A 12,049-nucleotide genomic window follows, 5' to 3' on the forward strand; every position below is an offset into this window, starting at 1 on the left:
GCGCCTCCCTCCTCGGCTGGTGCTCCCGGCGCTCACCCGGACACCACCGGGCGAAAGGAACCTGCAACATCCCTCAATGGGTGAAAATAAGCTACATAGATGCCGCTGTCATCACGTGCGACATCACGAGCCGGCGACAAGGATGCCGTCCACCCCCGACAGACTCAAGGAGCGCGGGGCGCGGCCCGTGAAGATCAGCAGGTCAGCCGCCCCATGATCCATCTGCGGCAACCGGCAGCCATCGAACAATTTCTGGATATCCACACCAGAGATCCGGTGCGGCAGGCTTCCCTGAGCGGCAGGCATGAGCAAGACTCTTTTGCGGCGTACGTCACATGGCCGGAACTCCATCAGGCCCGCCGGCACGCGGGCCCCGTTCCCGAAAGACATGCCCATGACATCGAAGTCGGTAACGCGTCCGGGCCGGCAACCCGGCGACCGGGCCCCGCGGGCGGCCATCTCGGCGAAGACCCTGCGCACCGATCGCTGGTGGATCGCACCGCTGCTGACCTTCGCCGGTCTGAGCGCCTGGGTCATCTACGCGACCGTGCGGGTCTTCATGCACAAGTGGTACTGGGTCGAGCAGTACCACTACCTGACGCCCTTCTACTCCCCCTGCGTCACCGACCGCTGCGTCGAGGGCGCCTCGCACTTCGGCCAGTGGCTGCCCAGTTGGTGGATCATCCCGGAGGCGGCCTTCACCCTGCCGTTCTTGCTGCTGTTCCGCCTGACCTGCTACTACTACCGCAAGGCGTACTACCGCTCGTTCTGGCTCTCGCCGCCGGCCTGCGCGGTGCCGGACAACCACAGCGGCTATACCGGTGAGACGCGCTTCCCGCTGGTCGGGCAGAACCTGCACCGCTACTTCTTCTACGCCGCGGTGGCGATCTCCCTGATCAACACCTGGGACGCGATCCTGGCCTTCAACACCGCCGACGGCTTCGGCTTCGGCCTGGGCAACCTCATCCTGCTCGGCAACGTCGTGATGCTCTGGGCGTACACGGTCTCGTGTCACTCCTGCCGGCACATCATCGGCGGGCGGCTCAAGCACTTCTCCGCCCATCCGGTGCGCTACCGCGCCTGGACGTTCGTCTCCAAGCTCAACGTGCGGCACATGCAGCTGGCCTGGATCACCCTCGCCACCCTGGCCATCACCGACTTCTACGTCATGGCGCTCGCCGCCGGCTGGTTCTCCGACCTGCGCTTCATCAACTGAAGAGGCCCTCTATGACCGAGCGAATCGAACGACACCATTACGACGTCGTCGTCATCGGGGCCGGCGGAGCCGGCCTGCGGGCGGCGATCGAGGCCCGGCTGGCGGGCAAGAAGACCGCCATCATCTCCAAGTCGCTCTTCGGCAAGGCCCACACGGTGATGGCCGAGGGGGGCGCCGCCGCGGCGATGGGGAACGTCAACAGCCGCGACAACTGGCAGGTGCACTTCCGCGACACCATGCGCGGCGGGAAGTTCCTCAACAACTTCCGGATGGCCGAGCTGCACGCCAAGGAGGCGCCCGCGCGGATCTGGGAGCTGGAGACGTACGGCGCGCTCTTCGACCGTACGCCCGACGGGCGGATCTCCCAGCGCAACTTCGGCGGGCACGAGTACCCGCGGCTGGCGCACGTCGGCGACCGGACCGGCCTGGAGCTGATCCGCACCCTCCAGCAGAAGATCGTCTCGTTGCAGCAGGAGGACAAGCGGGAGTTCGGCTCCTACGACGCACGGATCCGGGTCTTCGCCGAGACCACGATCACCCGGCTGCTGCTCGACGGCGACCGGATCGCCGGCGCCTTCGGCTACTACCGCGAGTCCGGTGACTTCGTGCTCTTCGAGGCGCCGTCGGTGGTCCTCGCCACCGGCGGGGTCGGCCGGTCCTACAAGGTCACCTCGAACTCCTGGGAGTACACCGGCGACGGGCACGCGCTGGCGCTGCGCTCCGGCGCAACGCTGATCAACATGGAGTTCCTGCAGTTCCACCCGACCGGCATGGTCTGGCCGCCGTCGGTGAAGGGCATCCTGGTCACCGAATCCGTCCGCGGCGACGGCGGGGTGCTCAAGAACTCCGACGGCAAGCGGTTCATGTTCGACTACGTCCCGGATGTCTTCCGCAAGCAGTACGCCGAGACCGAGGCCGAGGCCGACCGCTGGTACACCGACCCGGACAACAACCGGCGGCCACCGGAGCTGCTCCCCCGCGACGAGGTGGCCCGCGCCATCAACAGCGAGGTCAAGGCCGGACGCGGCACCCCGGCCGGCGGCGTCTACCTGGACATCGCCAGCCGCCTGCCGGCCGAGGAGATCCGCCGCCGGCTCCCCTCGATGTACCACCAGTTCAAGGAACTCGCCGATGTGGACATCACCGCCGAGCCGATGGAGGTCGGGCCGACCTGTCACTACGTGATGGGCGGGGTGGAGGTGGACCCGGACAGCGCCCGGGCGTTCGGGCACGTACACGGGCTCTTCGCGGCCGGGGAGGTCTCCGGCGGCATGCACGGCTCCAACCGCCTCGGCGGCAACTCCCTGTCTGACCTGCTGGTCTTCGGCAAGCGGGCCGGCGGCCACGCGGCGACCTACGTGGAGAAGCTGCCGGCGCGCCCGAAGGTGGCGCTGGGCGAGGTGGAGGCCGCCGTCGAGGAGGCGCTCGCACCGCTGACCCGCGAGACCGGCGAGAGCCCGTACGCCCTGCAGCAGGACCTGCAGGTGGTGATGGGAGACCTGGTCGGCATCATCCGCCGCCGGGCCGAGTTGCAGGACGCGCTGGCACGCCTGGCGGAGCTGCGCGAACGGGTGGCGAAGGTCAGCGCCGCGGGCGGACGCCGCTACAACCCCGGCTGGCATCTGGCGCTGGATCTGCAGAACATGCTGCTCGTCTCGGAGTGCACGGCGCTGGCGGCGCTGGAGCGCGAGGAGTCGCGCGGCGGGCACACCCGGGAGGACTTCCCCGCGATGGATCCCCACTGGCGGTCGGTGAACCTGGTCTGCGCCCTCGACGACGACCGGGTCCGGCTGACCCGCAAACCCGTTCCGGCCATGCGTCCCGAGCTGATCGGCCTCTTCGACCGGGGCGAGCTGTCCAAGTACCTGACCGACGAGGAGCTCAACGATGTCGACGCCCTCGCCACGCAAGCCGACGCCGCGGAGGTGGTGAACTGATGGGTACGTCCAGCGCACGCGACGAGTCCGACGGGACGCGGCAGTTCAGAATCTGGCGCGGCGACGCCGACGGCGGTGGCCTCCGCGACTACCGGGTGCAGGTCAACGAGGGCGAGGTGGTCCTCGACGTGATCCACCGGCTGCAGGCCACCGAGGCGCCGGATCTCGCCTGCCGGTGGAACTGCAAGGCCGGCAAGTGCGGCTCCTGCTCGGTGGAGATCAACGGCATGCCGAAGCTGGCCTGCATGACCCGGATGTCGACCTTCGCCGAGGACGAGACGGTCAGCGTCACCCCGCTGCGCACCTTCCCGATCGTGCGGGACCTGGTGACGGACGTGTCGTTCAACTACACCAAGGCCCGCGAGACCCCGGCCTTCGCGCCGCCGCCGCAGCTGGCGCCCGGCGAGTACCGGATGCAGCAGGTGGACGTCGAACGTTCGCAGGAGTTCCGCAAGTGCATCGAGTGCTTCCTGTGCCAGGACACCTGCCATGTGATCCGCGATCACGAGCCGAACAAGGAGGCCTTCGCCGGGCCGCGGTACTTCATCCGGGCGGCGGAGCTGGACATGCACCCGCTCGACGCGCGCACCGACCGCCAGGCGTACGCGCAGAGCGAGCAGGGGCTCGGATTTTGCAACATCACCAAGTGCTGCACCGAGGTCTGCCCCGAGCACATCAAAATCACCGACAACGCGATCATCCCCATGAAGGAACGCGTAGTGGATCGCAGGTACGATCCAATCGTGAGGCTAGGGAGCAAGATCTTTCGACGTGGTCAGGACGGAAGTCCGGCCCAGGGCGGTGAGCAGACGGTGAACACGGCCAAGACTCCGACCGGGGCGGTCCACTCGCACGCGGGTGGTTCCCACGATCAGCGTGCCGAGCTGGAGGCGCAGCGGGGTGTGAACTGGCACCGCGAGGTACCGCGGCCGAGCATGCCCGCGGTCGACGCCAAGGGAAAGCTGCCGCTGACGGAGCTGACCTTCGACCGGCCCGCGGCGCCGTCGCCCTTCGGTGACGACGTGAAGTTCCCGCTGCCGGTGGAGAACCTCAACTTCGCCCACCCGCAGCAGGACTCCTAACACCGGCTTGTGGTGACGAGCGAGGGCTGACGGTAACCACCGTCGGCCCTCGCCCCTTTTCCGCCCGCGATCCCGATTACGCGGTGAGCAGCGGGCGCAGGGTGGCCACGATCGGCTTGTCGGCCGGCAGCCACTCCACGCTGTCAAGGTCGTCGGCGGCGAGCCAGCGCAGCTCGGCGTGCTCGATCAGCCGCGGCTGCGCCGGCCCGACCAGCCGGGCGGTGTAGATCTTGAGGACCGAGCGGCCGTGCGCCATGGGCACGTCGCCGCCGACGCGTTCGCCCACCTCGACGCGGACGGCGAGCTCCTCGGCGCACTCGCGCACGAGCGCTGCCACCTCGCTCTCGCCGGGCTCGACCTTGCCGCCGGGGAACTCCCACCGGCCCGCGACCTCCGGCGGCGCGGCACGCGCACAGGCCAGCACCCGCCCGTGGGCGATGATGGCCGCGCCGACCACCACCCGGGCCGCCGGGCGCGTCGCGTCAACTGCCTGGTTGTGGTTCACGCCGTTACCCCGTTCGGTCCGCACCGGCGTCAAGAGTGCCAGAAAGATCAGCGGTTCGGGTAGCAGGCCTGACCGGATGGTCCGCAGATGCAGGAAATGTGGCCGTGGACACCACGCCCGTTCCGACGACAGACTGTAGGCAACGACCAAGACACGGGATGGCGACGATTTGGCCACGAGCCGACAACGACGCCCGGGGGGTGCCGTGAAGAAGACCCTGTGGGGTACCCGCCCGAGGCGCGGATATCTCGACGACGCGCTCGCGATCCTCAGCGAGTGGGACCAGACCGGGGAGCAGGTGACCCGTGTCCTGCTGCTGAACGAAGCGCAGCACGCCCTGCTCACCGAGCGGATCAAGGTGATCGCCGACTGCCTGTGCCTGAGTCCCGACATCCGGCGCGCCTCCGGTGAGACCACCATCCGCATCTCGCCCTGCGAGAGCGAGATCCTCACTGACCGTGAGGTCACGCTCGCCGCGCGCATCGAGGACGCGTACCGGAGCCTGCACGACGTAGGGTGATCATCTCCGCGCCGGCGGTGACCTTCCGCCCGCGCCCTGATGATCGCCACGCTGGCGGCCACCTCTTACCGTGGTCGGCATGACAGAACCGACGTACGACCGCCGCGAGCAGTTGCAGCAGATTCAGAGCGGACTGCTCGACGGTGAGCAGATCATCGCCGTCTACGACGCCGTCGGCACCGGCACCGGGTTCATCGGGCTGACCAACCGACGCGTGATCATCCAGGACAAGTCCTTCGTCGGGAAGCGCTTCGCGATCACCAGCATCCCGTACTCGAAGGTCACCAGCGTCAGCGTGGTGAGCAACAAGTCCTGGGGTGGCTCCTTCTTCTCCACCGGCGCGATCGCCGTGCACGTCGGCGCGCAGACCTACGAGGTGGAGTTCCGCGGCGACCGCAAGGCCCACCACGTCCACAACGTGATCCTGCACCACATCTCCTGACCTGCCCCGCCGAACGGCGGCGACCCGCGCCGGACGGCGGCCGCCCGGCGCGGGAAGCGTCAGTTGCCTGGCAACGTCAGGTTGGAGGCGTGCAGCGGCGCGGCCACCAGTTCGAGCGTCGGCGCGGTGATGGTGGCGCGGGCTGTGCCGTTGTCCCAGCCCCGGCCGGAGCAGCCCGTCACCGTGCCCCACAGCCGCGTGGTCTCGTCCCCCACGGTCAGGAGCAGCAGCAGGTCCGGGACCACCTGGGCCGGCTCCGCACAGCTCTCCCGGACATCCGGGTTGCCGCCGGCCGGTGCATCGTTGAGCGCCGCTGCGAGGCCGCGCGCCTGCTCACCTGCGACTCGCGCGGAGGTCTCGATCCGGTCCTTTGGCGGGCCGGAGTCGCCGGGGGAGTTGCGTTCGTACCAGCAGATGGCGATGGTGTCAGCATCCGGCGGGACGAGTTGCCCGGGCGGCACCGTACGCGGCTCCGGTCCGGTTCCGACCCCGGAGGGCTGCGGTCGCCGCGTCGGGCAGCCGGAGTGGTCGGTGTCGACGAGCCGCAGGCTGGCGAGAATGCGTTCGGCGGTCTCGGCCTGGAGCGTCTCGACCGCCACCTGCAGTTGCCGGGACTCGATGACGACGAGACCTCCGAAGTGGCCGTTTTCAAGCTGACCGAATCTGCGGGTGGCCGGGACCCCGTCCACATTCACCTCCTCGCTGTCCAGGATGGCGAAGCGGTCGTCGATCCAGCCGCTGGGAATGCCGACGATGTAGGCCGACTCTTTCTCCGGGTATTCCTGTCCGACGCACTGCGGCTGTGCTCCGGGAGCACGCACGACACTGGAGCGCGCCGTGTTCCGACAACCGAAGTCGTTGACCGCCCAATCCTGCGGTACGGCGATCTGCGCCCCGAGCGAGCTCTCCCACCGCCAGCCTGCCTGCGGCTGTGCGACGTTCACGGCCGGTGCCGGATTGGGCCGGCCCGTTCCGAGCAGCGACGGGATCACTCCGGCCGCCACCGCCAGAAAACCCACCGCGGCGAGCGCGACGCCCCCGCGCAGTCGTCGGCGCCGGGCCGCCCGGCGGCGAACTCCCTGGATCAACATGTCCCCGCCCCTCTCAGCCAGCACTTCATGGTCTTGGAAGGTGCGGACGACCAACTGCTCCACCTCGTCGTGTTCTCTCATGGCAACGCCTCTCGATCGATGGCCGGCAGGACGGCGCGCAGCGTCGCGAGCGCACGGGTGGCCTGGGAGCGCACCGTCACGGGACGACAGCCCAGTACCTCGGCGATCTGCACGTCGGAGAGGTCCTCGTAGTAGCGCAGTACCAGCACCGCGCGTTGTCGGCTGGGAAGTCTGCCCAGCAGCTCCCAGGCAGCCTCACGGGCAGCATGGGCGTCCTGGGAGTCCGGCTGCACCGGAGCAAGATCCTGCGGTTGCGCGGTCGATGTCTCACGCGACGAGCGACGCCGCCACCAGCGCAGATGCTCGTTGACGAGCATTCGCTTCAGGTACGCCTCCGGCCGTTCCATCGCCGCGATCCGCTTCCACCGCTGCCCGTACACGCGGGCGAGTACGACCTGCACGAGGTCCTCCGCGCGATGACGGTCACCGGTCAGCATCACGCTGAACCGCAGCAGCACCGCACCCCGAGCCGCCACGAACTCCTCGAAGCTCACCGTCATGTCACCTCCCAACCCATCAATGCCGTCGGGGGTCAGAAACGTTGCACCGGGATGGACATCGATTCCGGGAGCCGGCGCGACGGGGGTCACACGGTCACCGCCTGCCTAGACTCCACTGGTCGAGCAGAACGTGTCGACGAAAAGGAGAACCATCAGATGATCTTCATTACCGCGAAGTTCCGGGTGAAGCCGGAGCACGCCGAGCAGTGGCCGCAGATCGCCGCCGAGTTCACCGAGGCGACCCGCGCCGAGCCCGGCTGCCTCTGGTTCGACTGGTCGCGCAGCCTCGACGACCCGACCGAGTACGTGCTGGTCGAGGCCTTCCAGGACGACGCCGGCGCGGCGCACGTGCAGTCGGACCACTTCAAGAAGGCGCAGCGGGACCTGCCGCCGCACCTGGTCGCCACGCCGAAGATCGTCAGCACCAGCGTCGAGCAGGGTGACTGGTCGCTGCTCGGCGAGATGGCGGTCCCGGAGCAGGGCTGATCCCTGGCTGCCGGGCTGACCTCTGGCCGCCGGGCGGACCGACCGGTCCGCCCGGCGCCGGCCACGACCAGGCTCGGAGCCGGATGGCCGGCGGCCACGACCAGGCCGGAGCCGGGTCAGTCGGCCTCGGCCAGGGCTGCTTGAAACAGTTCGCGCTCATGTGGGTTGGCCAGGAGCTTCGGGCGCCTCGCGACCTCTCGTTCCAACCGGGCGAGCAGCGGTTGCAGCGAGGTGACGAAGACGCGGGAGACATGCATCCCGCACCGTTTCCCGTGCGCGTCGGCGGCGATCAGCGTCACCGATTCACTGGGGACGCCACCCATCCTGCCGTTGGAGCGCGCACGGATCTCCACGAGCTCCTCGAAGCGGATCTGCTTCCGGATCACCTCACCCCGGGTCTGGGTGACCGCCTCCTCGGAGACGAAGGTGTGCCCGCGCCGCATGCTCCGGGCGATCAGCAGCGGCAGCACGACCGCGACCAGGATGGTCGCGCCGGTCATGCCCCAGACCAGGAGCAGCCGGGGCAGGAAGACGTAGGCCATGCCGGTCATCATCGCGTCCCGTACCCCTTGATCCGCGGAGAGTGTCGGCCCGTCGCGGCATGATGAACGCCGATGTTGCCACGGGGTGCGGCCCCACCGGCGAGGGAGCTTTGGATGACGAATCGATCCGTCGAGGTGGAGCGCTACCTGGCCACGCTCGACCACCCGATGAAGTCCGGCGTCATGCGGTTGCGGTCGGCGATCCTGGACTCCAACGCCGGCATCTCGGAGTGCGTCAAGTGGAACGCGCCCAGTTTCCGCTACGACGGCACGGACCGGGTGACGTTCCGCCTGCACCCGCGCGGCCAGTGTCAGCTCGTCTTCCATTGCGGGGCCCGCGGCCGCGGCGAGTTCCGCTTCGACGATCCCGGTGGACTGCTGGTCTGGCGCGGCCCGGACCGGGCGGTGGTGTCCTTCGCGGACCAGGCCGCCATCGCGGCGCAGCAGGATGCGGTGGTGGCCCTGGTGAACGCCTGGGTCCGGACCTGACGGTCCCCGCTTCCGGGCACGTCGGTGTCAGTGACGGCTGCGGGCGATGTCGCCGTAGCGGTCGACGGGAAGCAACCGCACCCCGGCGGGATCGCCGACGGCTCGCCGGAGCGCCTCGGTCGCGGGGTCGTCCCCGATACGCCCCTCGGCGGCACCCAGATATTGAGTGAGGAACTGTCGTACCGGTTCGGCGGCGACGGTGTCGACACCGGAACCGGCCAGCTCCGGATCGACGTGCAGGGCGAGCAGCAGCATGCCGTACACGCGTTCCCGGCCGGGGCCGAACGCCGGCTGGAAGTACGGCACGTCGAGCGCGCGGGCGCCGTGCCGGGCATAGAAGCGCAGCCGGGCCTGCGGGTCGCCGCGGTGGGCGTCGCCGGTGTGCGCGTCGGGGCGTTCCACCTCGGCGAGCACCAGGCAGGGGCGCAGCGGTTCGCGCCAGCGGTCGAGCTGGGTGGTGTAGAGCAGCGAACCGATGCCGGTGCCGCGGGTCTCGGCGGCCACCGCCAGGTAGCTCAAGAGCATCACCCGGGCCGCCGGTGACCATTCGCCGATGGTGACGCCGAGCGGGCGGCCCTCGCCGTCAACCGCGACCAGCCCTTCGAGCAGTCCCGTACGCAGCCCGTCGCGGATCGCGGCGAGGGTGAGCAGTTCGTCGGGTGGGAAGGCGGGCGTCAGCAGCCGCTGGTAGACCGCATCGCAGAGCGGCCCCTCGGCCAACGCGACGAGTTCTGCCTGTGCCATGCGCGTGCCCCTCGCGGTAACGGCGCCGGTCGCGGCACCCGCCATCAGCCTAGGCATCGCCCCTGGTGAACGAGGCGATGCGAGCAGATCTCACGCTGACCGTCGCCAAGATCACAGAGAACTCCCGCTGGTGGGCCGGCGGGTTGCGCCGGGCTGCGGCGGTACCGGTTGGTCCGGATACCGACCGACGAACGGTCGTGGGAGTGGCGGCGCCGGGTGGCGCGACGGTGCCGCGTACGCCGCAAACCGTGGTAATTGGTCGGAGTCCGCCCAACGTGACCAGGGCGGCGAGCAGGATTAGCATCACCTGGAAGAGATCCGCTTGTCATCGAGGAGAAACCTGTGAGCGACGCACCCGTCAACGTCACCGTCACCGGCGCGGCCGGCCAGATCGGCTACGCGCTGCTGTTCCGCATCGCCAGCGGGCAGCTGCTGGGTGCGAACAAGCGGGTCGCGCTGCGCCTGCTGGAGATCCCGCAGGCCGTACGCGCCGCCGAGGGCACCGCGATGGAGCTGGACGACTGCGCCTTCCCGCTGCTGGACAGCGTGGAGGTATTCGACGACGCCAAGAAGGCGTTCGCCGGCGCCAACGTCGCACTGCTGGTCGGCGCCCGCCCGCGTACCAAGGGCATGGAGCGCGGTGACCTGCTCCAGGCCAACGGCGGCATCTTCAAGCCGCAGGGCGAGGCGATCAACGCCGGCGCCGCCGACGACATCAAGGTGCTGGTGGTCGGCAACCCGGCCAACACCAACGCCCTGATCGCCCAGCAGCACGCCCCGGACGTACCCGCGGACCGCTTCACCGCGATGACCCGCCTCGACCACAACCGCGCCATCGCGCAGCTCGCCAAGAAGCTCGGCAAGCCGGTCTCGGCCATCCGCAACATCGCGATCTGGGGCAACCACTCCGCCACCCAGTACCCGGACATCTTCCACGCCACCGTGGACGGTAAGAACATCGCCGAGGTCATCAACGACGAGGCGTGGCTCGCCGAGCAGTTCATCCCGCGGGTCGCCAAGCGCGGCGCCGAGATCATCGAGGTCCGCGGCGCGTCGTCGGCCGCCTCCGCCGCCTCGGCCGCCATCGACCACATCCACACCTGGGTCAACGGCACCGCCGAGGGCGAGTGGACCTCCGCCGCGGTCGTCTCCGACGGCTCGTACGGTGTCCCGGAGGGCCTGATCTCCTCGTTCCCGGTGACCGCCAAGGACGGCAAGTACTCGATCGTCCAGGGCCTGGAGATCAACGACTTCTCCCGCGCCCGCATCGACGCCTCGGTCGAGGAGCTCGCCCAGGAGCGTCAGGCCGTCAAGGACCTCGGCCTGATCTGATCCACAGCCACGGCCACGACCGCGGGCTGTCGGCAGTCACGCCGTCGCTGCTGCCGGCCTCGCAGGACGCGTCCGTCGTACCCGTTCGGGTGCGACGGGCGCGTCTTCGCTTTCCGGTCCGTCGGCGGAGTGCGATCGCGCACAGCCCTGGCGATCTGATACCCCCAGGGGTATAAAGGAATCGTCAGGCATCACGCCTCATGTGTCCGCTACTGGAGAAGGAGCACCACCATGTGCCGTCCCGCCACCTGCAAGACCTGCGGCAAGGCGACGTGGGCCGGCTGCGGCCAGCACGTCGACCAGGTCATGGCCGGGGTGCCGCGCGCCGACCGCTGCCCCGGACACGCCGCCACCGCCAAGGGCTCATTCCTCGGCCGGCTCTTCCGCCGCGGCTGACCCGACTGGCGAGAGCCATGATCGTTAGTTGATTTCCCGTGCCCTGGGGGGAGCGGAACACCGGAACCGAACTAACGATCATCAGCCGCCGCCTCTTCGCTGGTGTGGTCGTCTGCACAACTCTCACGGCCGGCCGCTCCAGCCGAGCGCCACAACGGATCAGGCGGTGACCTTGCGGAGGAAGGCGGTGAGGTTGGCGTTCATCCGCTCGACCTTCTCCTCCACGGTGATCGTCTCGTTGATGCGCCGCCCGCCGTCCTTGCGGCCCCGCAGACAGAGCGAGCAGGCCAGATCGGTGCAGATGTAGATGCCGACGGAGTCACCCTGCCGTCCGCTCGTCCCGGCCTTGCGGGCGGTCATCAGCGCGACGCCGTCGCCGGTGTGGGTGGTCAGGCAGAGCGAGCACATGCTGCGCCGCACCTGACCAGTCTTCGGTGCCACCCGCAGCGCCACCCCGACCAGCCCGTCGCCGGACTCGGCGACCAGATAACCCCGGTCCGCGCCGGAGACGTCGGACCACCCGAGGAAGTCCAGCTCGTCCCAGGGTCGTTCGTCCAGATCCTTCGGTACGCCCACCCGCTTCGCCTCGCCCTTGGTGCAGTTGACGAAGGCGGCGCGGATGTCGGACTCGGTTACGGGCTTCACCAATTCAACCTACTGACGCCCACAACCGGTTAAATCCGACA

16 protein-coding genes are annotated in these 12,049 nt (G+C 69.1%); 9 read left to right on the top strand and 7 right to left on the bottom strand.

Annotation, left to right across the window (positions count from 1 at the left end):
• Nucleotides 1-123 precede the first annotated feature (123 nt).
• Nucleotides 124-306 carry a hypothetical protein gene (locus ACK8GG_RS18070; protein WP_440352589.1) on the bottom strand — a complete coding sequence of 61 codons (183 nt, stop codon included), beginning with the start codon at nucleotides 304-306 and terminating at the stop codon, nucleotides 124-126.
• 88 nt (nucleotides 307-394) lie between these two features.
• Between ACK8GG_RS18070 and sdhC the strand changes: the two genes are divergently transcribed.
• The 3 genes from sdhC to ACK8GG_RS18085 are packed head-to-tail and all read left to right on the top strand — an operon-like array spanning nucleotide 395 to nucleotide 4,235.
• On the top strand, nucleotides 395-1,216 hold the full coding sequence (gene sdhC, locus ACK8GG_RS18075; protein ID WP_440352588.1) for a succinate dehydrogenase subunit SdhC: 822 nt from the start codon (nucleotides 395-397) through the stop codon (nucleotides 1,214-1,216).
• Nucleotides 1,217-1,227: 11 nt separating this feature from the next.
• Entirely contained in the window at nucleotides 1,228-3,153 is a 1,926-nt protein-coding gene (locus tag ACK8GG_RS18080; protein WP_440352587.1) for a fumarate reductase/succinate dehydrogenase flavoprotein subunit, read from the top strand.
• Nucleotides 3,153-4,235: a succinate dehydrogenase/fumarate reductase iron-sulfur subunit gene (locus ACK8GG_RS18085; protein WP_440349693.1), complete on the top strand. Its 1,083-nt coding sequence runs from the start codon at nucleotides 3,153-3,155 to the stop codon at nucleotides 4,233-4,235. The genes ACK8GG_RS18080 and ACK8GG_RS18085 overlap by 1 nt, the downstream gene beginning before the upstream one ends.
• Nucleotides 4,236-4,311: 76 nt before the next feature.
• Here the strand turns inward: ACK8GG_RS18085 and ACK8GG_RS18090 are convergent, their stop codons facing one another.
• Entirely contained in the window at nucleotides 4,312-4,695 is a 384-nt protein-coding gene (locus ACK8GG_RS18090) for a (deoxy)nucleoside triphosphate pyrophosphohydrolase (RefSeq protein WP_440353337.1), read from the bottom strand.
• A gap of 250 nt (nucleotides 4,696-4,945) precedes the next feature.
• Between ACK8GG_RS18090 and ACK8GG_RS18095 the strand changes: the two genes are divergently transcribed.
• Complete coding sequence (locus ACK8GG_RS18095) at nucleotides 4,946-5,260, top strand: 4a-hydroxytetrahydrobiopterin dehydratase (protein ID WP_440349694.1); 315 nt, start codon at nucleotides 4,946-4,948, stop codon at nucleotides 5,258-5,260.
• Nucleotides 5,261-5,339: 79 nt separating this feature from the next.
• Nucleotides 5,340-5,702, top strand: a complete 363-nt coding sequence (locus tag ACK8GG_RS18100; RefSeq protein ID WP_440349695.1) for a PH domain-containing protein — start codon at nucleotides 5,340-5,342, stop codon at nucleotides 5,700-5,702.
• A 59-nt stretch (nucleotides 5,703-5,761) separates the two neighbouring features.
• Here the strand turns inward: ACK8GG_RS18100 and ACK8GG_RS18105 are convergent, their stop codons facing one another.
• Nucleotides 5,762-6,874, bottom strand: a complete 1,113-nt coding sequence (locus ACK8GG_RS18105; RefSeq protein WP_440352586.1) for a hypothetical protein — start codon at nucleotides 6,872-6,874, stop codon at nucleotides 5,762-5,764.
• The gene (locus ACK8GG_RS18110; protein WP_440353336.1) at nucleotides 6,871-7,368 is read right to left on the bottom strand and encodes a SigE family RNA polymerase sigma factor; all 498 of its coding nucleotides are present in this window, start codon (nucleotides 7,366-7,368) and stop codon (nucleotides 6,871-6,873) included. The genes ACK8GG_RS18105 and ACK8GG_RS18110 overlap by 4 nt, the downstream gene beginning before the upstream one ends.
• 162 nt (nucleotides 7,369-7,530) lie before the next feature.
• Between ACK8GG_RS18110 and ACK8GG_RS18115 the strand changes: the two genes are divergently transcribed.
• Complete coding sequence (locus ACK8GG_RS18115) at nucleotides 7,531-7,860, top strand: putative quinol monooxygenase (RefSeq protein WP_440352585.1); 330 nt, start codon at nucleotides 7,531-7,533, stop codon at nucleotides 7,858-7,860.
• Nucleotides 7,861-7,976: 116 nt separating this feature from the next.
• On the opposite strand, the gene ACK8GG_RS18120 is transcribed toward ACK8GG_RS18115, so the two are convergent.
• On the bottom strand, nucleotides 7,977-8,402 hold the full coding sequence (locus tag ACK8GG_RS18120; RefSeq protein ID WP_440352584.1) for a hypothetical protein: 426 nt from the start codon (nucleotides 8,400-8,402) through the stop codon (nucleotides 7,977-7,979).
• A 114-nt stretch (nucleotides 8,403-8,516) separates the two neighbouring features.
• Here ACK8GG_RS18120 and ACK8GG_RS18125 point away from each other — a divergent pair, with 114 nt between their 5' ends.
• On the top strand, nucleotides 8,517-8,891 hold the full coding sequence (locus ACK8GG_RS18125) for a DUF1801 domain-containing protein (RefSeq protein WP_440352583.1): 375 nt from the start codon (nucleotides 8,517-8,519) through the stop codon (nucleotides 8,889-8,891).
• Between the two features lie 27 nt (nucleotides 8,892-8,918).
• Here ACK8GG_RS18125 and ACK8GG_RS18130 read toward each other — a convergent pair whose 3' ends face one another.
• Entirely contained in the window at nucleotides 8,919-9,635 is a 717-nt protein-coding gene (locus tag ACK8GG_RS18130; RefSeq protein WP_440352582.1) for a GNAT family N-acetyltransferase, read from the bottom strand.
• 342 nt (nucleotides 9,636-9,977) lie between these two features.
• Between ACK8GG_RS18130 and ACK8GG_RS18135 the strand changes: the two genes are divergently transcribed.
• Together ACK8GG_RS18135 and ACK8GG_RS18140 are read left to right on the top strand one after the other, a co-directional pair.
• Nucleotides 9,978-10,967, top strand: a complete 990-nt coding sequence (locus tag ACK8GG_RS18135) for a malate dehydrogenase (RefSeq protein WP_440352581.1) — start codon at nucleotides 9,978-9,980, stop codon at nucleotides 10,965-10,967.
• 231 nt (nucleotides 10,968-11,198) lie between these two features.
• Nucleotides 11,199-11,363, top strand: a complete 165-nt coding sequence (locus ACK8GG_RS18140) for a DUF8730 family Cys-rich protein (RefSeq protein WP_440352580.1) — start codon at nucleotides 11,199-11,201, stop codon at nucleotides 11,361-11,363.
• A gap of 159 nt (nucleotides 11,364-11,522) precedes the next feature.
• On the opposite strand, the gene ACK8GG_RS18145 is transcribed toward ACK8GG_RS18140, so the two are convergent.
• Nucleotides 11,523-12,008 carry an FBP domain-containing protein gene (locus tag ACK8GG_RS18145; protein ID WP_440352579.1) on the bottom strand — a complete coding sequence of 162 codons (486 nt, stop codon included), beginning with the start codon at nucleotides 12,006-12,008 and terminating at the stop codon, nucleotides 11,523-11,525.
• Nucleotides 12,009-12,049: the final 41 nt, after the last annotated feature.

This window comes from Melissospora conviva (genome assembly GCF_049523535.1).
Classification (GTDB): Bacteria; Actinomycetota; Actinomycetes; order Mycobacteriales; family Micromonosporaceae; genus Melissospora; species Melissospora conviva.